Annotated in this window: 15 protein-coding genes and 1 tRNA gene; 8 read left to right on the top strand and 8 right to left on the bottom strand. The window is 60.0% G+C overall.

The features are described 5' to 3' along the window. Nucleotides 1-129: 129 nt before the first annotated feature. Nucleotides 130-387, bottom strand: a complete 258-nt coding sequence (locus JWR14_RS28685; protein ID WP_299715806.1) for a hypothetical protein — start codon at nt 385-387, stop codon at nt 130-132. Nucleotides 388-781: 394 nt separating this feature from the next. On the opposite strand from JWR14_RS28685, the gene JWR14_RS28680 reads away from it, so the two are divergent. After that, a complete protein-coding gene (locus JWR14_RS28680) occupies nt 782-1,930 on the top strand; it encodes an exonuclease domain-containing protein (protein ID WP_299715758.1) in 1,149 nt (382 codons plus the stop codon). Here JWR14_RS28680 and JWR14_RS28675 read toward each other — a convergent pair. From JWR14_RS28675 to pepN, 5 genes are all read right to left on the bottom strand, one after another. Beyond that, nucleotides 1,927-2,535 (bottom strand): chorismate mutase, encoded by a 609-nt coding sequence (locus JWR14_RS28675; protein ID WP_299715755.1) that lies wholly within the window; start codon nt 2,533-2,535, stop codon nt 1,927-1,929. The genes JWR14_RS28680 and JWR14_RS28675 overlap by 4 nt on opposite strands. Before the next feature lie 283 nt (nt 2,536-2,818). After that, nucleotides 2,819-2,968: a hypothetical protein gene (locus JWR14_RS28670; protein ID WP_160172473.1), complete on the bottom strand. Its 150-nt coding sequence runs from the start codon at nt 2,966-2,968 to the stop codon at nt 2,819-2,821. Nucleotides 2,969-3,628: 660 nt separating this feature from the next. Beyond that, nucleotides 3,629-3,704, bottom strand: a tRNA-Thr gene (locus JWR14_RS28665). 54 nt (nt 3,705-3,758) lie between these two features. Then, nucleotides 3,759-4,784, bottom strand: coding sequence for a class 1 fructose-bisphosphatase (locus JWR14_RS28660; RefSeq protein ID WP_299715752.1), 1,026 nt, complete (start codon nt 4,782-4,784; stop codon nt 3,759-3,761). A 201-nt stretch (nt 4,785-4,985) separates the two neighbouring features. After that, nucleotides 4,986-7,694, bottom strand: coding sequence for an aminopeptidase N (gene pepN / locus JWR14_RS28655; RefSeq protein WP_299715803.1), 2,709 nt, complete (start codon nt 7,692-7,694; stop codon nt 4,986-4,988). A 263-nt stretch (nt 7,695-7,957) separates the two neighbouring features. Between pepN and JWR14_RS28650 the strand changes: the two genes are divergently transcribed. The 7 genes from JWR14_RS28650 (at nt 7,958) to aepY (ending at nt 15,099) form a co-directional block, all read left to right on the top strand. After that, nucleotides 7,958-8,704, top strand: coding sequence for a DUF4136 domain-containing protein (locus tag JWR14_RS28650; protein WP_299715749.1), 747 nt, complete (start codon nt 7,958-7,960; stop codon nt 8,702-8,704). Nucleotides 8,705-8,908: 204 nt separating this feature from the next. Further along, nucleotides 8,909-9,613: a CDP-alcohol phosphatidyltransferase family protein gene (locus JWR14_RS28645; protein WP_299715746.1), complete on the top strand. Its 705-nt coding sequence runs from the start codon at nt 8,909-8,911 to the stop codon at nt 9,611-9,613. Then, complete coding sequence (locus JWR14_RS28640; RefSeq protein WP_299715743.1) at nt 9,610-10,428, top strand: 2OG-Fe(II) oxygenase; 819 nt, start codon at nt 9,610-9,612, stop codon at nt 10,426-10,428. The genes JWR14_RS28645 and JWR14_RS28640 overlap by 4 nt, the downstream gene beginning before the upstream one ends. Next, nucleotides 10,425-11,432, top strand: a complete 1,008-nt coding sequence (locus tag JWR14_RS28635; RefSeq protein ID WP_299715740.1) for a flippase-like domain-containing protein — start codon at nt 10,425-10,427, stop codon at nt 11,430-11,432. The genes JWR14_RS28640 and JWR14_RS28635 overlap by 4 nt, the downstream gene beginning before the upstream one ends. A 21-nt stretch (nt 11,433-11,453) precedes the next feature. Then, nucleotides 11,454-12,221, top strand: a complete 768-nt coding sequence (locus JWR14_RS28630) for a phosphocholine cytidylyltransferase family protein (protein WP_277044145.1) — start codon at nt 11,454-11,456, stop codon at nt 12,219-12,221. Then, on the top strand, nt 12,218-13,918 hold the full coding sequence (gene aepX / locus JWR14_RS28625; RefSeq protein WP_299715732.1) for a phosphoenolpyruvate mutase: 1,701 nt from the start codon (nt 12,218-12,220) through the stop codon (nt 13,916-13,918). The genes JWR14_RS28630 and aepX overlap by 4 nt, the downstream gene beginning before the upstream one ends. Further along, nucleotides 13,915-15,099 carry a phosphonopyruvate decarboxylase gene (aepY, locus tag JWR14_RS28620; protein ID WP_299715729.1) on the top strand — a complete coding sequence of 395 codons (1,185 nt, stop codon included), beginning with the start codon at nt 13,915-13,917 and terminating at the stop codon, nt 15,097-15,099. The genes aepX and aepY overlap by 4 nt, the downstream gene beginning before the upstream one ends. Nucleotides 15,100-15,196: 97 nt before the next feature. Here the strand turns inward: aepY and JWR14_RS28615 are convergent, their stop codons facing one another. Continuing rightward, a complete protein-coding gene (locus JWR14_RS28615) occupies nt 15,197-15,667 on the bottom strand; it encodes a hypothetical protein (protein WP_299715725.1) in 471 nt (156 codons plus the stop codon). Nucleotides 15,668-16,095: 428 nt separating this feature from the next. Beyond that, on the bottom strand, nt 16,096-16,763 hold a 668-nt coding region (locus JWR14_RS28610), incomplete at its 5' end, for an amidohydrolase family protein (RefSeq protein WP_299715722.1).

The raw sequence follows: 16,763 nt of genomic DNA, 5'->3' as shown, positions 1-16,763 counted from the left end.
GCTGCTTTCCGAAGCAGACTTTTTCGTTGACGGAAAAGATCTCCAAACCTTGTCGGCGCGACTTCCCAGTCGCGCTTTTTTTTGCCTGAACGGGCTGGACGCCCACAGCGTGTTCCATGCGCGCTTTTCTTAGATAGCTGCTTCCAGCTCTTCTTCCTGCATCCCTTCAGCTTTATTCCCAGGACCTGGTGATTCCGCGCCGTCGTTGCTATCGAATGTGAGCGGACCCGATATGGTCCAGTCCTCCATCACATATCGACGTGCATCCATTGGCGAGGACAGGAGGTTTTGCCAATGATCGCCGTGCCATGCCGGGTCGAAATCCAGAGCTGAATGCGATTCCACTACTGCTTGGGGCGCCACCAACGTCCTGATCCACGAAAACATGCTTTTGAGTTCGGTCGTCACAGCAATGACCTCCTTTAAAGTGTTTGCGGTACCGATTCATGATGCCGATAGCTGATTTCGGTAACAAGGCTCGTTAACGCTTACGATTCGATAATAATGGTTACAACCTGAGTAAATATTTCCTTTTGGCGGATAGGGACGGTTTAATCCGGAATTATTACGACCATTGTTGTCTTTTAAACAGTCCCTGATTCGAGAGCACAGAAAGCGCATGCGAACTAGCCGGCGGAGCTCCGCCATCGCGTCGAGGCCGCCTGGCGACTGGAAACAATCCGGAACCATCGGTGCTCGAATGGACGTGAGCTAAAATGCCCAATCGATACGCCTCTTTCCCGCGCGGATCGCGTCCATTCCTCTTTTAGCGGTCAGCGCTGTGCTCCCAATCGTTACTACTAATAGTGTTAGCTCAGAACCGCTGGTTTTCGTCGATCTCGAGACCACGGGCGGCACGTTCGGCGTGAATCGCATCACTGAAATCGGCGTGGTCGAGGTCGGGCCAGCTGGCGTGACGCAGTGGAGTTCGCTCGTCAATCCGCAGCAGCCGATTCCATTCTTTATCCAGCAACTTACCGGGATCAGCGATTCGATGGTGCGCAACGCGCCGACGTTTGAATCCATCGCGCATGATTTGCTGGCCCGTCTCGATGGGCGGCTGTTTATTGCGCACAACGCGCGGTTTGATCACGGCTTCCTGCGCAGCGAGTTCAAGCGGGCGGGCATCAAGTTCCAGCCCGACGTGCTGTGCACGGTCCAGTTGTCGCGCACTATCTATCCGGCGGAGCGCCGGCATGGGCTCGATGCGTTGATCGAACGGCACGCGCTCGTGCCTGCGGCGCGACATCGCGCACTGGCCGACGCCGATCTGCTCTGGCAATTCTGGCAGCATCTGCATCGCGCATTTTCCGTCGATGTCCTGCATGGCTATATAGCGCAGGTTGCGCGGCGTTTCCGGCTGGCGGGGGATATCGACGAAGACACCATCGAACAGATCCCGGCCGGTTGCGGCATCTACGTGTTTTATGGCGAAGATGATGTGCCGCTGTATGTTGGACGAAGCGTGCGCTTGCGCCAGCGCGTTCGGGCGCATCTATCGGGTGTGAAACGCTCGGCGAAGGATCTGCGGCTCGCGGAACTCGTCCGCCGCGTGGAGTGGACTGCGACGGGCGGCGAGATCGGCGCGATGCTGGCGGAAGGGGGCTCGGTTGCACGCTTGCGTCCTGCACATAACCGGCTGTTCAAAACACGTCGCGACGACCCGAGCCACGCGCCCTGGACGTACCCCGGCGCCATTGCAATAGAGGAAACGGACGCCACGACCAGCGCGCGGGTCTGGCATGTGGTTGATGGATGGCAGTATTTCGGCATGGCCGCGTCGCTCGACGAAGCTGCGCAACTACGCGCGGCAACGAGCGCGGCCTGCTTCGAGTTATCGACGTACCGGATTCTCAGGGAACGTCTGTCGCACGGACTGACAATCATGCCGCTTGCCGCTGCGGCTTGTCTGTCGAGCGAGCCGGTCTAGCCGACCGCGCCCACGCCACCCGACGCGCACACGTGCGACAACGCGCGCGTAAGCGGCGCGTTCTGGGCCGAATCGTAGCGGGTGAGATGCTTCCAGCGCGCAATGCTGTCGGCCAGCCGCAACGGGCAGTCGTCCGCATGGCGCAACGGCTCCACGCCAGCTAGCGCGGAGAGTAACGCGTTGGTCACGCGATCGAGCTTTGGCCGGGTATCGCGGGCGAGGTCCGGCGGCGTTCCTTCGGGACCCCGCGACTTCCGCCAGTTATCGAAGAGGGCGTTTTGCACGTCCTTGCTCGCCTCAATCTGATCGCGAAAGAAAAGCTGCGCAAACGCCGGATCGATACCGGCGGATTTTGCGCGGCTATCGATACTGGCCAGTAATGCAGCTTCACGGGGTTGATCGGTGATGGACTCGTGATGCAGCCATTTCCAGCGGGCGACCGGTTCTGCGAGCGCCAGCCGCTGTGACGACAACGCAATGAGATTGGTAAAGGGCGTGTCGTCGCCATCAGCGAACGCTGCCGAGGAACCAGCGGTGATGGCAATAACAAAGGCAGCCAAGGAAGCGATGGCGCGGAGAACTTGCAGAAGGGAGTGGCGAAGCATGAATACCGGAGCCAGAACGGGAAAGCCGCAGCATAACGTAACACGCGGTATGCCGCGCAGGGCACGCGTGTGATGAGCATCCGGTGTTTCAAGCAATGATCGTGAAACGCACCACGCTCGTGGCGTTATAAGGTGAAACCGGTCGTGCTATTTCGGTCGCGCTATTAATGCCAGCGTGCAAATCCGGCGCTGCTGCAAAGACATGCTGCAACGATCAAGCGTGCAGAAACTGCGGCCTGCACAACATCTGCAAACACCGTGGGCGTACTGCGCATCTCAGCAATTACTTCGGGTCGCACAGGTTACGTTGCTCGTCGAAGAACGCCCGCACGTACTCAGGCAACTCTGCGAGGAATTCCACCCCGACCGGTTCTTGATCCGGACATTGCACCTTGTCGGGCGTCGGGATTTTCGTCGGTTTGGCGTCCATCATTTTCTCTCCTTGTATAGGTCGATTATCAATCTCGACTCTGGCTTCGCGCTAGCGTCGAATGCGCGGCTGCTGCATTTCCATGTTTCTGTGTTGCTTTAACGGAACACCCTTGGCGTGACTTAAGGCTGTGATAATTCTTGGTTCAGCAGCCGATATTTTCCGCGCCACAAGATCCGCTCGTCAGCTAATTTCCCGGCCACTTTCACTGATTAACTCATCGCCCGCTTATTGCTGATTTTTGCCGACGCCTGATGGCGGTAGCGGCCAATATTTCGCAAGCCACTTCAAAGTACCCGGCCTTTCTGCTGGGCCAATTCCGTGTTCCGTGTTCGAAAACGCGAATCGTTGCTTAAAAGCGAGTCCCCTCAATAGGGATAACGGCACGATTCAGTTGTGGTTGACCGTTTTATCTATCTTTAGAAAAATTTAACCTTTTTCTATGTCTGTAAGCGTACGTATTCATGCAAACGAATGTTCGCAAATGACGCGAGAAGAAAGCATCGGAGAAACGACGGGAAGTTTATGAATTGCGATCACTTAAAGTTTCACTTTAAGTTCATGAACTTACTGATTGTTTCTGAAGATAATTTTTGAGATGAAGCCGAAAAAATGAAAAACCCGCGAAGCCTGGAGGCGACGCGGGTTTCTTGAAATGAAGCTTGGTGCCGGAAAGAGGAATCGAACCCCCGACCTTCGCATTACGAATGCGCTGCTCTACCGTCTGAGCTATTCCGGCATCAGAGAAACGAGATTATAAGGACCTTCCGGCGAGTTTGGCAACACCCTACGGCTAATTCTTTTCCGAGTGATAACGCGTCACGCGTTCGACCTCGTTCTTCGATCCGAGGAACACCGGCACGCGCTGATGCAGGTTGGTCGGAACGATGTCGAGGATGCGATGCTCGCCATCCGTCGCGGCGCCGCCCGCCTGTTCAACGATGAACGCCATCGGGTTCGCTTCGTACAGCAAACGCAGCTTGCCCGGCCGATCGGGCGTGCGCTTGTCGGCGGGGTACATGAATACGCCGCCACGGCTCAGGATACGGTGCACGTCTGCAACCATCGACGCGATCCAGCGCATGTTGAAATCTTCTTTGCGCGGGCCGTCCTTGCCTTCGATCAACTCGTTCACATACTTTTGCACCGGCTCGTACCAGTGACGGCTATTCGATGCGTTGATTGCGTACTCGTGCGTGTCGGCGGGAATCTGCATGTTGCTTTGCGTGAGTACCCACGATCCGAGTTCGCGGTCGAGCGTGAAGCAGTTCACGCCGTAGCCGGTGGTCAGTACGAAAACGGTCTGCGGTCCATAGACCGCATAACCGGCCGCAACTTGCGCCGAACCTGGTTGCATGAACGCTTGTTCGCTCGGCTCCATGCCGTCCGGGCATCGGAGCACTGAAAAGATCGTACCGATAGACACGTTCACGTCGATGTTCGACGAGCCGTCGAGCGGATCGAACGTGAGCAGGTAGTTACCCTTCGGATAGCGGTTCGGGATCGGGAAAATCTTTTCCATTTCCTCCGATGCCATCGCGGCCAGGTTGCCGCCCCATTCGTTGGCTTCGAGCAAAATTTCGTTCGAGAGAATATCGAGTTTCTTCTGCACTTCGCCCTGGACGTTTTCGCTGCCGGCGGTGCCCAGCGCTTCGCCCAACGCGCCCTTGCTCACTTGATAGCCGATCTGCTTGCACGCGCGCGCGATCACTTCGATCAAGAGTCGCAGGTCGGCGGGAAGGTTTTGATGTTCGCGCTGCTGCTCGATCAGGTACTTGGTGAGCGTCGTGCGGCGTGAAATAGATGATGGGGTCGACATTGCGTTGGGCTCCGAGAGCGTTAGACGAATGCCTCAGATTCTACCCGCTCGGAATGTGTCTCCCGATGTCACAGGAATGTGGCGCACATTTAACGGATTGCGGCGGGACGCGAATCCTGGTTTTTGAGAGACGACGGCGCATAAAAAAACCGGCGCCGCAGCGCCGGTTTCCTTGAGCCGGGATAACGGATTAAAAAATCCTTAACCCAGCGCTTTTTCCACAATCTCGCGTACATCGCGCGATTTCACCTTCGACGCCACCTGTTCCAGCGCCGCGTGCGCCTTCTCACGCAAAGCAGGCGTATACCGGCGCCATTGTTCGAGCGTGCGAGCCAGGCGTGCAGCCACCTGAGGGTTCATTGCGTCGAGCGCCGTGACCTGTTCGGCCCAGAACGCATACCCGGAACCATCGGCGGCGTGGAATTGCGCCGGATTTGCACCGCAGAAGCTGAAAATCAGTGAGCGGGCGCGATTCGGATTTTTCAGCGTGAACGCCGGGTGTTGCATCAGCTTGCGCACGATCTCGAGCACATTGCGCTTCGGTCCACCGCGTTGCGTGGCTTGCAACGCAAACCATTTGTCGATGACCAGCGGTTCTTTTTCGAAGCGTTGGTAGAAATCGCCAAGGGCCGCATCAGCGACCGTGGTATCGACGGAACCTGACGCGCCCGCCGTCAGCAACGCCGACAACGCAGCCGACCGGTCCGTCATGTTATTCGCGGCGTCGTACTGGGCGCTTGCCAGTTCGATCGCGCGGGTGGGATCGTCGAGCTGGCTCAGATAGGCGAGGGCAAGATTCTTCAGGCCGCGCTTGCCGGCGTCGTCCGGCGTCGCGCGATATTCGCCCGGCGTGCGGTTCGCTTCGTACACGGCGAGCCAACGGTCGCGCAGGCCCGTGGCGAGGCGGCGGCTCACGAACACACGTGCGGCGTGAACGGCGGCGGGGTCCGACACAGCCATTTGCTCTGCCAGATATCCCTCGGACGGCAACATCAGCGTCAGTTCCTGGAATGCCGGCGTGAGCGTGCTGTCGTCTAGTACCTGAGCGAATGCGGATACGACCTGGTCGTCGAGCGTCAATTCCTCACCTTTCGATGCCCGGTCCGCGAGCGCAAGCAGTTCGCGCGTGGCGAGGCGCTGGCCGGCTTCCCACCGGTTGAACGGGTCGCTGTCATGAGCCAGCAGAAACGCGAGCTGTTCGTTGGTGTAGTCGTAATCGACCACCACCGGTGCCGAGAAATTGCGCAGCAACGAGGGCAACGGCTCTTCGGCGACATCGGCGAACGTGAAGGTTTGTTCCTGTTCCGTGAACTCCAGCACGCGCGTGGTGCCTTGCGGTTCCTTCTCTCCGTCAAGCTTCAGCGGCAGGTCGGCGCCGTTCTTGCCGATCAGGCCGACTGAAAACGGAATCAGCAGCGGACCCTTTTGGGTCTCGCGCGCGGCCTCGGATGCTTCGCCGTAGCCTTGCGTGAGCGTCAACGTGTAACGCTTCGCGGCTGCGTCGTAACGCGTGCGCACTGTGATCCTGGGCGTGCCCGCCTGGCTGTACCAGCGCTCGAATTGCGCCAGGTCGCGGCCGTTTGCGTCGGCCATGGCGTGGCGGAAGTCGTCACAGGTGACCGCCTGGCCATCATGGCGCTGGAAATACAGGTCCATGCCGCGCCGGAAACCGTCGCGCCCAAGCAGCGTCTGATACATGCGCACGACTTCCGAACCTTTTTCATAGACGGTCATCGTGTAGAAGTTGTTGATCTCCACGTAGCTTTCCGGGCGCACCGGATGCGCCATTGGACCCGCGTCCTCGGCGAACTGCATCTGGCGTAGCACGCGGACGTCGTCAATCCGTTTGGTGGCGCGCGCCGCGTCGCTGGCTGCGCCCGGTTCGAGCCCGGCGGCCATGTCGGCGGAGAATTCCTGGTCGCGGAACACGGTCAGGCCTTCCTTCAGGCTCAACTGGAACCAGTCGCGGCAGGTCACGCGGTTGCCCGTCCAGTTGTGGAAGTACTCATGGCCGACCACCGCTTCAATATTGCCGAAGTCCACGTCTGTAGCCGTTTCAGGATTCGCGAGCACGTACTTCGTATTGAAGATGTTCAAGCCCTTGTTTTCCATCGCGCCCATATTGAAGTCGCTCACGGCAACAATCATGAAGCGGTCCAGGTCGAGCTCCAGCCCAAAGCGGCGTTCGTCCCATTCGATGGAATGAACCAGCGAATCCATGGCGTGTTGTGTCTTGTCGAGATCGTGAGGTTCGACCCAGACCTGAAGCAGTTTTTCCTTCCCCGAACCGGTCTTTATGCGCTGCTCGAGCTTGACGAGCTTGCCGGCCACCAGCGCGAACAGGTAGCTTGGTTTCTTGAACGGGTCTTCCCAGCGCGCAAAGTGCCGGCCATTTTCCAGATCGCCTTCTTCGATCAGGTTACCGTTCGACAACAGCACCGGGTACGCTTCCTTGTCGGCCCGCAACGTGACCGTGTACGTGGCCATGACGTCGGGGCGGTCGAGGAAATACGTAATGCGCCGAAAGCCCTCAGCCTCACATTGCGTAAAGAAATTGCCACCGGATACATATAGGCCAGACAAGGTTGTGTTCTCGGCCGGATTGCACGCGCTTTCCAGAGTCAATTCAAACGCGTCGGGAATATTGCTCACCGACAAACCGTTCTCAGTAACGCGGACATCCGCATGCGGGCGCCCGTCGACCGTTGCACCAATGAACTCCATCTGCTCGCCAAGCAACTCTAGCGTTGCGGCAGGCGCGGCGTCGGGGTTACGGCGCAGGCGCATGGTGTTGCGCACTACCGTGCGTTCGGGGACGAGATCGAATTCGAGCGCGACGGTATCAATCAGGAATGCGGGCGGCGTGTAGTCGGCGCGGCGGATTACGGCAGGTGCGGTCGAGTTGGACATGGTGGACATGGCGGTTCTGTTTGAGTTGAGCGGGTGCCTTTGCTTTCCAGGCGGCCTTGTGTCGGACCATTGTACAAAGGCTCACGGGATCGTGCGCTCGATTTGGGGTCGGCCGAATGGCCTGTTTCCCGAACTTCACCTGTCTTCGGTGGTCTTTAAACAGGTGGAGTCAGGCAGTTTTCGTACGGTGCGTGCGACACTTCACGGCCGCTGTTTTACACATGACATCGCAACAAAGATCAACAAGACAAATGAGGTCGGCCATGACGTTTGGACGGTGGTACGGGGAGTGGAAAGGTGCGGTGCGCGTGCTGCTAATAGCGGGCTTCGCGTTGCTCGGAGGGTGTACGACCTACGTGCAGACCCAGGTGGCGGCGTTCTCCGACTGGTCCGGGACCGATGCCACGCGGACCTATGCGTTCGTGCGCTCGGCGCCGCAGCAAAACAGCATTGAACAGAAGACGTATGAAGTGCTTGCCGCGAACGAACTCGCCACGCACTCGTTCAAGCAGGTTCCCGACGCCAGCGCGCGTTATCTCGTGGAGCTGTCGTACTCCATTCGCGGCGACATGGTCACCGTGCGCCAGCCCGTCTATTACGATCCATGGCCCATGTACGGCGGCTGGTACGGCCGGCCGTACGGATGGGGCGGATACGGCGGATACGGCGGTTGGGGCGGTTGGGACATGGGGCCGACGGGTTATGTCGACCAAAGCTACCCGATCTTCGTCCACTCGCTGCAGATCCGCATGACCGAGCGTGAAGGCGGGCGCGAAGTGTACAAAGTGACCGCGAGCAATTCAGGCGGCGAATCGTCGCTGGTCCGGGCCATGCCCTATTTGGTCCGCAGTGCGCTTGCGGATTTTCCGCTGGGTAACGGCACCGTGCGCACGGTGAAAATCCCGCTCGACAAAACGGGCGGTGTCAGCAATGAAGCGCCGGTTTCGGTCGGGACAAACGAGAAGGCCGCCGCTCCGGCGCCAGCCCCAGCACCGGTACCCGTGCAATAGCCGTCAGGCCGTGGGTTTCGGGTGGGCTCTGATTGAGAAAAATTTACCGTTACGGTGACCGGCGGCCCGATCCGGTCACCGCGGTTGCCGCCTTCGTTGCAGTCCGCGAAATGCTCGAATTCGGGTTAAAAATCCGCTTTGTTGCAGGCGTATGGTGGAGCGCCCTTGTATGCAATTAAATTCGAAACGAGATATATTTCGAGGATGAACAAACCCCGCAACGCTAAACCACATGCGCTTCCTGAGCCCGCAACCTGGGATGCGCGGCTCGCCCGGCGACTCGTTACACCGCTCATCGGCACCCCCGTTACACCGAACCACCTGACGACTCTGCGCTTGCTGATTGGCATTGCCGGCGCTTATTACCTGTCGGTCGGCAGCTTCTGGTTATGCAGCCTGGGCGCATTGCTGATCGCGCTGTCCAATTTCGTCGACCATACAGACGGCGAACTCGCGCGAATCAGCGGCCAATCAAGCAAAATCGGTCATTTTTACGATCTCGCGTGTGATTCCTTGGTGACCGTGCTGCTGTTCGTCGGTCTCGGGTTTTATGTGCGCGTCCATCATCCGGCAATGATTGTGTCGGCCGAATGGCTTGGCGCGATTGCGGGTGTCGCTGTCGCACTGATCTTCTTCCTGCGGATGCGGATTGAATCCATGGCGGGCAAGAGCGGCACGAAGCAGGCGTCCATGGCGGGTTTCGAGACCGAAGACGTCTTGTATCTGCTGCCGGTGGTGACGCTGCTCAATGGCATGACGCCGTTTCTCGTGGCGGCTTCCATTGGTGCGCCGCTGTTTGCTGTCTGGGTCGTCGTGGATTATCAGCGCGCAGTGCGGCGTTTCACCCGGGCCACGGCGCTCAACAAAGATGCTGATGGTCAAGATCAGGATTTGCAGGCTGTTCAATGAATTCATCTGTCGATTCCTTAGCCCCTCGTGCCGTTGGCGGCAAGTCCGCTGAGCGCAAGAGCTCTCACGCTCTCGACGAAACCCTGGCCGCGCATCTTCAGCGCCTGTCGCCCGAGCGGCAGACCGCGAAGCTGCACGAAACGTTCGATAACCAGGGCGCGTTCCTGTACCTGGACGACTTTCTGCCGCGCGAGTTTACCGAGAAGCTGGTTGCCGCTGTCCACGCCGTCACGCCCGCGATCAACCGCAACTACTTGCCGGGACACAAGCAGGGCGGCAGCGTCAGTCGTCACGCGATCGACGAGCTCGCGCCGTTTATCGCCGAGTTGTACCGGTCACCGGCGCTGATTAGCTGGTTGGAAAAAATCAGCGGCGACACGCTTCAGGAGTCGCCCGCTGACGATCCGCACGCGTACGCGCTGTATTTCTATACGAAGGCGGGCGACCATATCGGCTGGCACTACGATACGTCGTACTACGAAGGTCGCCGTTATACGTTGCTGCTCGGCGTGAAGGACGATTCGTCTTGCCGTCTCGACTACGAACTGCACACGCGCACGCCTGAGATTCCCGACCAGCCGGGTTCAGTGCAAATTCCGCCGGGCGGCCTGGTTTTCTTCGATGGCGACAAGCTGCGTCATCGCATCACGCCTGCTCGCGCGAACGAATTCCGCGTGTCGCTGACCTTCGAGTACGTCACGAATCCGAACATGCGGCCGTGGCAGCGTTTCATCTCGAACATGAAGGACTCGATCGCGTACTTCGGCTTCGGACAGGTTTTCCGCCGCAAAGGCGGGAAGAACGGCGCAGCATGAGCCGCGCCGGAACGGTCCTCCTGTCGCTCGGCGTGGTGTTGTTCATCGCGCTGCTCGGCTGGCAGGGCTTCGGTTCCGTCGCGACCGCGCTCGCGGCCGCAGGCTGGGGTTTGCTCGCGGTGGCGGCGTTCCATGTGCTGCCTGTCGTGATCGACGCGCTGGCTATCGAAACGCTATTTCCCCGCAACGAACGCGATGTGACCTTCCGCGACGCGCTGTTCGCGCGCTGGACCGGTGAGTCGGTGAATAGCCTGATGCCGGCCGGACAGATCGGCGGCCCGATGCTGATGGTGCGTTATCTCTCGCAGCGCGGCATGCGGACGCGCGACGCCGCGGCAGTCATCACCGTCAGCACCACCATGCAATCCGTCGGGCAAATGATCTTCGCCATGATCGGCCTCGCGTTGCTGAGCAGCTATGCGTCAGGCGTGGGCATGCTGCTGCCGGTGCTGATTGTGATCGTGGCTTGCTCGCTGATGGTCGTTGGGTTCTTCTTCGCACAGCGTAAGGGTTTGTTCGCCCGCGCGACGCGGTTTGCTTCGCAATTTGCAGCACGTTTCTCAAAGAAGCGCGACTGGTCGTCACTGGTGTCGCGCGCGGAAGCCGTGGACACCGCCGTGCTCGATCTCTACAAGAAGCCCGGACCGGTCGCGGCGAGTTTCGCGCTGAGCCTGCTGGGCTGGTTCGTGGGTACTGGCGAGGTGTGGCTCGCGCTGCGCTTGCTGGGCTCGCCGGTTGGCTGGGGCGAAGCACTGATGCTGGAAAGTCTGGGGCAGGCCATTCGGGGCGCGGCGTTCTTCATTCCGGGTTCGCTGGGTGTACAGGAGGGCGGCTACTTGCTGCTCGCGCGTCTGATCGGCTTGCCGCCGGAGGCCGCGCTCGCGCTTTCGTTAGCGAAGCGCGCACGGGAATTACTGCTCGGCTTGCCGGGTATCGTTTATCTGCATTTCGCTGAAAAGGGCTGGCAGCGCCGTCGTCTCGCGCGCGTGCCGGATATCGAATAAAGCATCACCGATAGGATCAACATGCGCGCAATTATTCTTGCCGCCGGGATGGGTTTGCGCCTGGTTCAACCGGAAGGGCAGCAAAAGCCGAAGTGCCTGCTGCGTTTCGGCGAGTCATCGCTGCTCGAACGTCATCTTCAATTGCTGAAGTCGGCTGGCGTCGATGAAATTGTCTTTGTGCTCGGCTTCAAGCATGAGCAGGTGGAAGCGGAGCTCGCCGCGATCGACTGGAAACCGCATACGGAAGTGCTCGTGAACCGCGAGTTTTCGCTCGGCAGCGTGCTGTCCGTGCACACGGCGGCCGAAGCATTGACCCGCGGCGGCGACGTGCTGCTGATGGACGCCGACGTGCTCTACGACGAACGTGTTCTCGAACCGCTGGTGGCGGGCGTGGGACCGGTGAACCGGTTGTTGATCGACCGTGATTTCGAAGCCGGCGATGAACCCGTGAAGCTGTGCGTCGCGAATGGCGTGCCGGTGGAGTTGCGCAAGCAGGTGCTGGCGGATTTGCAATTCGACGTGATCGGCGAGTCGGTCGGATTTTTCCGCTTCGACGAAACCGCGGCACGGCGTCTGGCCGAACTCGTGGCGGGGTATGTCGCGACGGGCCGCGCCAACTTGCCGCATGAAGAAGCCGTACGCGATTTGCTGCTGGAACGCAGCCAGGTATTCGACGTGGCCGATGTAACCGGTGCGCCATGGATAGAAATCGATTTTCAGAACGACGTTAAACGCGCGGCCGACGAAGTCTTGCCGCAACTGCGTCAGCTTGCAGGAGCTCTACGATGAACGCACCGTATCAACTACCCGCGGCCTATGCCCGCTCCCTTCGCCTTCGTGAGATGCTGCAGAGCAATCAGCTCGAATTCCTGATGGAAGCGCACAACGGCTTGTCCGCACGCATTGTGAAGGAAGCCGGCTTTAAGGCAATTTGGGGATCGGGTCTCACGATCTCCGCGCAGTTCGGCGTACGCGACAATAACGAAGCGAGCTGGACGCAAGTGGTCGACACGCTCGAGTTCATGGCGGACGCGAGCGACCTGCCTATCCTGCTGGATGGCGACACCGGCTATGGCAACTTCAACAACGTGCGCCGGCTGGTGAAAAAGCTGGAGCAGCGCGGCATTGCCGGCGTATGTATCGAAGACAAGCAGTTTCCGAAGACCAATAGTTTTCTCAACGGCGAGCGTCAGCCGCTCGCCGAGATGGATGAATTCTGCGGCAAGATCAAGGCCGGCAAGGACTCGCAAAGCGATCCGAACTTCTCCATCGTCGCACGCGTGGAAGCGTTGATCGCGGGCTGGGGCATGGAAGAGGCGCTCAAGCGCGCGGAGGCTTATCGCCAGGCCGGTGCGGACGCTATCCTGATTCACAGCAAGCTCTCCAAGCCCGACGAAATCCTCACGTTTGCGCGTGAATGGGCCGGCCGCGGCCCGCTCGTGATCGTGCCGACCAAGTACTACAGCACGCCGACCGACGTGTTCCGCCAGGCCGGCATCAGCACGGTGATCTGGGCGAACCATTTGCTGCGCGGCGCCGCGTCGACCATGCAGGCGATCGCGAAGGAAATCCACAGCAGCGAGACGCTCGTGAACGTGGAAGACCGCGTGGCGACAGTGAACGAAATCTTCCGTCTTCAGGACGCCGAGGAATATTCGGCCGCTGAGAGCGTGTATCTGTCGTCGGCGAGTGCATCGCGCAACGCTGTCGTGCTCGCGGCAAGCCGGGGGGCGGGGCTGGAAGCTGTTACCGCCGATAAACCCAAGGTCATGCTGCCGATCGCGGGCAAGCCGCTCTTGCGCCGTTTGGTCGAAGCGTTCAAGAAAGAAGGCATCAACGACATTACGGTGGTCGGCGGTTATCGCGCCGATGCCATCGATACATCGGGCATCCGGCTGGTCGTGAACGAGAAGCACGCCCAAACGGGCGAACTGGCGTCGCTGGCATGTGCGGCGAAATCGTTCACCGCCGACACCGTGATCTCCTACGGCGATCTTTTGTTCCGCAGCTACATCCTTCGCGATCTCGTGGAGTCGGACAGCGATTTCTGCGTGGTCGTTGATTCGTCGCAGACGCCGGCAGCCGGCGGGGCATCGACGGATTTTGCGTATTGTTCGACCGCTGACGATCGTGCGTTGTTCGGCCAGAAAGTCTGGCTCGAAAGCGTGACGAGCTCGGTGGGACCGGCAAATTCGAAGACGCCGCAAGGCCGCTGGATGGGCCTGCTGAACGTGCGCGGCGCAGGGCGTGAACGTCTCGTCGCCATGCTCGAAAAGCTGCAGCAACGCGATGACTTCGACAAGCTCGACATGGCCGCGCTGCTCAACGCGCTAATCGCCGCGGACGAAAAGATCGAAGTGCAGTACGTGCACGGTCACTGGCGTGGCGTGAACGACCTCGACGAGTTGCGTCAAGCCGGCGATTTCGCGCACGGACAAGCGCCGTACGGATCGAACGGCTCGGGCTCCTCGGAGGCAGGCGCGTGATTGAAGCTGCACAATTTGTCGAAGCCGCGCGCGAGCGGGGTTTCGACTGGTACGCGGGCGTGCCGTGCTCGTACCTGACGCCGTTCATCAACTATGTGCTGCAGGACGAGTCGCTGAATTACGTGTCGGCAGCGAACGAGGGTGACGCCGTTGCGTTGATCGCGGGCGTGGCGCTGGGCGCATCGGGTGTGCACAAGGCGCGTCGCGGCATTTCAATGATGCAGAACTCCGGGCTCGGCAACGCGGTGAGCCCGCTCACCTCGCTCACGTGGACCTTCAGGCTGCCGCAATTGCTGATCGTCACGTGGCGCGGTCAGCCGGGTGTCGCCGATGAGCCGCAGCACGCGCTGATGGGCCCCGTTACGCCGGCCATGCTCGACACCATGGAGATTCCATGGGAGCTGTTTCCCACGGAAGCCGAGGCGATCGGACCCGCGCTCGATCGCGCGACCGCGCATATGGACAGCACCGGGCGTCCGTACGCGCTCGTAATGCAGAAGGGCAGCGTCGCGCCGTACAAGTTGAACAAGAAAGGCTTGAGCGGTGTACGTCAGCGCGCGTTAAACGAACGGGCGAAGGTTGAGACGCTCGAAGGCGCGGGCGAACGCGTGTCAGGTGTGTCCCGTCACGACGCGTTGCAGCGCGTGATTGCGCACACGCCGAAAGAGTCGACGGTCGTGTTGGCATCGACGGGATTTTGCGGGCGGGAGCTTTATGCTATCGATGACCGCGAGAACCAGGTGTACCTGGTTGGATCAATGGGATGCGTGACGCCGATGGCGCTCGGCCTGGCGTTGTCGCGGCCTGACCTGAACGTGGTAGCACTCGACGGAGACGGCGCCGCGCTGATGCGCATGGGCGTGTTCGCTACGCTCGGCGCTTACGGCCCGGCCAATCTCACGCACTTGCTGCTGGACAACGGCGCGCATGAGTCGACCGGCGGTCAGGCGACGGTGTCGCAAGGCGTGGAGTTCGCGCGGATTGCCTCAGCATGCGGATACGCGCTGGCGCTGGACGGCGATGACCTCTCCGTCATCGACCGGCTGTTTGACGCGAAGGACATCGACGGCGTGCGTTTCGCGAGGCTGTCGATCAACACCGGCACGCCAAGCGACCTGCCGCGCCCGTCGATCACGCCGGAAGACGTGCGTCGCCGGTTGCAAACGCATATCGGACGCTAGAAGGCCGGTTGTTGCCGAACCCTGGCCCTGTCACGCTGTTCACCCAAAGGCCGCACCAACCCGATGTTGGCGCGGCCTTTGGGTTAGTGGGCGCGTGTTAGTCGTGGCTGACCGTGGCTAATTGTGGTGAATCGCGCTTGCAGAAGATCGCGGTGATAAAAGGCGCGACGCGGTGGATGACAGCGTCGCTACCGGCCGCGCGAACCTTTTGCTTGACCGAATCTTCGCCGCCGATCACGACGGCGCCATAGGCCGAATCGGAGATGGGATCGCCGTTGCCCTGCTTGAAAATCGCGTCGTTCTTCTGGAACCCAACCACCGCGAATACGCCGAAATCGAACGCCGTGAGATGACTATCGCGCGTTGGTTTAAACGCGTTGATTGAATTGGACTCCACGCGCATGGGGGTAGCTTCTATCGCGTGGTTTTCCTGAAGCGGCGCGATGAACGCATGCGCGGTGGATTTACAGTCGAGTTGATCGTCCAGCGCATAGGCCGAAGCGTGCGCGGACGCTGCTCCAACAAGGATGAATAAACCGATGCGGACGGCTTGTACGAGTGACTTCATGTTTGTTTGCTTCATTCCACGCGCCAGTGAAGGACGTGACGTGAATACGCACACGGCGTTGCGAAAAGCCTAGACTTTAGCGGGAAGCGGAAAACTGTGCTTAAACAAGTGGTTGATGCCCGTCGGGCGGGGCGCTGCGGGGAGCGAGGTCCGTTTGGTTTGCAGCGAATTCCGCGAGAACGCAATCCTCAGCGGAACTAAGGTGAGATATGCGAATGGATTCGAAGCATTCCTGAACCCACTCCTTCGATAAAGATAGTTAAGCGAATTAAGGCGTCCGGGCAGGTTTCAGCGCCGAAAGCGGTGAGCGCGCCGAATTTGCTCGGCGCGCTCAACTTGCTCTCAACTAGTCAAGACGGCGTTCGATGAATGACCACACGCTCGGGTTCGCGTGCCACCGAATCGCCCAGACAGCAAACCGCGCTCCCTCAAGCCGCGGCCAACTCGGCCACCGTCCCGCGTCGCGTCTCTCTGCGATGCACGCATTTCCCCGCCGCATACGTTTCGAACACGGCGCGGTCGTCGCCAAGCATCGCGAATGCGAACAGCAGTTCTTCGAGCGATTCCGCACGCGAAGTCCGGCGATCAAGCAGCGGCGTACCAGCCGGGTCCAGCACCACAAAATCCGCCTCGCTGCCGGGCTTGAGCGTCCCGACTCGGTCCGCCATGTCGAGCACTTGCGCCGCGCCCGTGGTCGCCAGCCAGAACATCCGCGCAGCGGTCAGATGGTGCCCCGTCAGCCGCGCGATCTTGTGAGCTTCGCCCATGGTTTGCAGCATCGAAAACGTGGTGCCGCCGCCTACATCGGTTGCGAGCGCCACCGGCATCTTCGCAGCCCCGGCTTTTTCTATATCGAACAAGCCGCTGCCGAGGAACAGATTCGATGTCGGGCAATGCGACGCCACCGCGCCGGTTTCCGCCATGCGCTGGCGGTCAGTATCGTCGAGATAGATGCAGTGGCCGTACACTGCGCGCTGACGCAGCAAATCGTAGTGATCGTAGATATCCAGATAGCTTCGATGCCCCGGAAACAGACTTTCGACCCACTTGATCTCGTCGGTGTTTTCCGCCACATGACTCTGGATATACACGTCCT

The sequence above is a fragment of the Caballeronia sp. genome (assembly GCF_028292365.1).
Taxonomy (GTDB): Bacteria; Pseudomonadota; Gammaproteobacteria; order Burkholderiales; family Burkholderiaceae; genus Caballeronia.
Note: the sequence above shows the minus strand (reverse complement) of the source record. Positions and strands in the feature narration are given on the sequence as shown.

What these genes read in the sequence shown, in the direction of transcription:
- aepX (WP_299715732.1), top strand. Translation starts at nt 12,218, where the DNA reads ATGAACGCACCGTATCAACTACCCGCGGCCTATGCCCGCTCCCTTCGC.
- JWR14_RS28675 (WP_299715755.1), bottom strand. Translation starts at nt 2,535, where the DNA reads ATGCTTCGCCACTCCCTTCTGCAAGTTCTCCGCGCCATCGCTTCCTTG.
- JWR14_RS28630 (WP_277044145.1), top strand. Translation starts at nt 11,454, where the DNA reads ATGCGCGCAATTATTCTTGCCGCCGGGATGGGTTTGCGCCTGGTTCAA.
- JWR14_RS28670 (WP_160172473.1), bottom strand. Translation starts at nt 2,968, where the DNA reads ATGATGGACGCCAAACCGACGAAAATCCCGACGCCCGACAAGGTGCAA.
- pepN (WP_299715803.1), bottom strand. Translation starts at nt 7,694, where the DNA reads ATGTCCAACTCGACCGCACCTGCCGTAATCCGCCGCGCCGACTACACG.
- JWR14_RS28640 (WP_299715743.1), top strand. Translation starts at nt 9,610, where the DNA reads ATGAATTCATCTGTCGATTCCTTAGCCCCTCGTGCCGTTGGCGGCAAG.
- JWR14_RS28650 (WP_299715749.1), top strand. Translation starts at nt 7,958, where the DNA reads ATGACGTTTGGACGGTGGTACGGGGAGTGGAAAGGTGCGGTGCGCGTG.
- JWR14_RS28685 (WP_299715806.1), bottom strand. Translation starts at nt 387, where the DNA reads ATGTTTTCGTGGATCAGGACGTTGGTGGCGCCCCAAGCAGTAGTGGAA.
- JWR14_RS28645 (WP_299715746.1), top strand. Translation starts at nt 8,909, where the DNA reads ATGAACAAACCCCGCAACGCTAAACCACATGCGCTTCCTGAGCCCGCA.
- JWR14_RS28615 (WP_299715725.1), bottom strand. Translation starts at nt 15,667, where the DNA reads ATGAAGTCACTCGTACAAGCCGTCCGCATCGGTTTATTCATCCTTGTT.
- JWR14_RS28660 (WP_299715752.1), bottom strand. Translation starts at nt 4,784, where the DNA reads ATGTCGACCCCATCATCTATTTCACGCCGCACGACGCTCACCAAGTAC.
- JWR14_RS28635 (WP_299715740.1), top strand. Translation starts at nt 10,425, where the DNA reads ATGAGCCGCGCCGGAACGGTCCTCCTGTCGCTCGGCGTGGTGTTGTTC.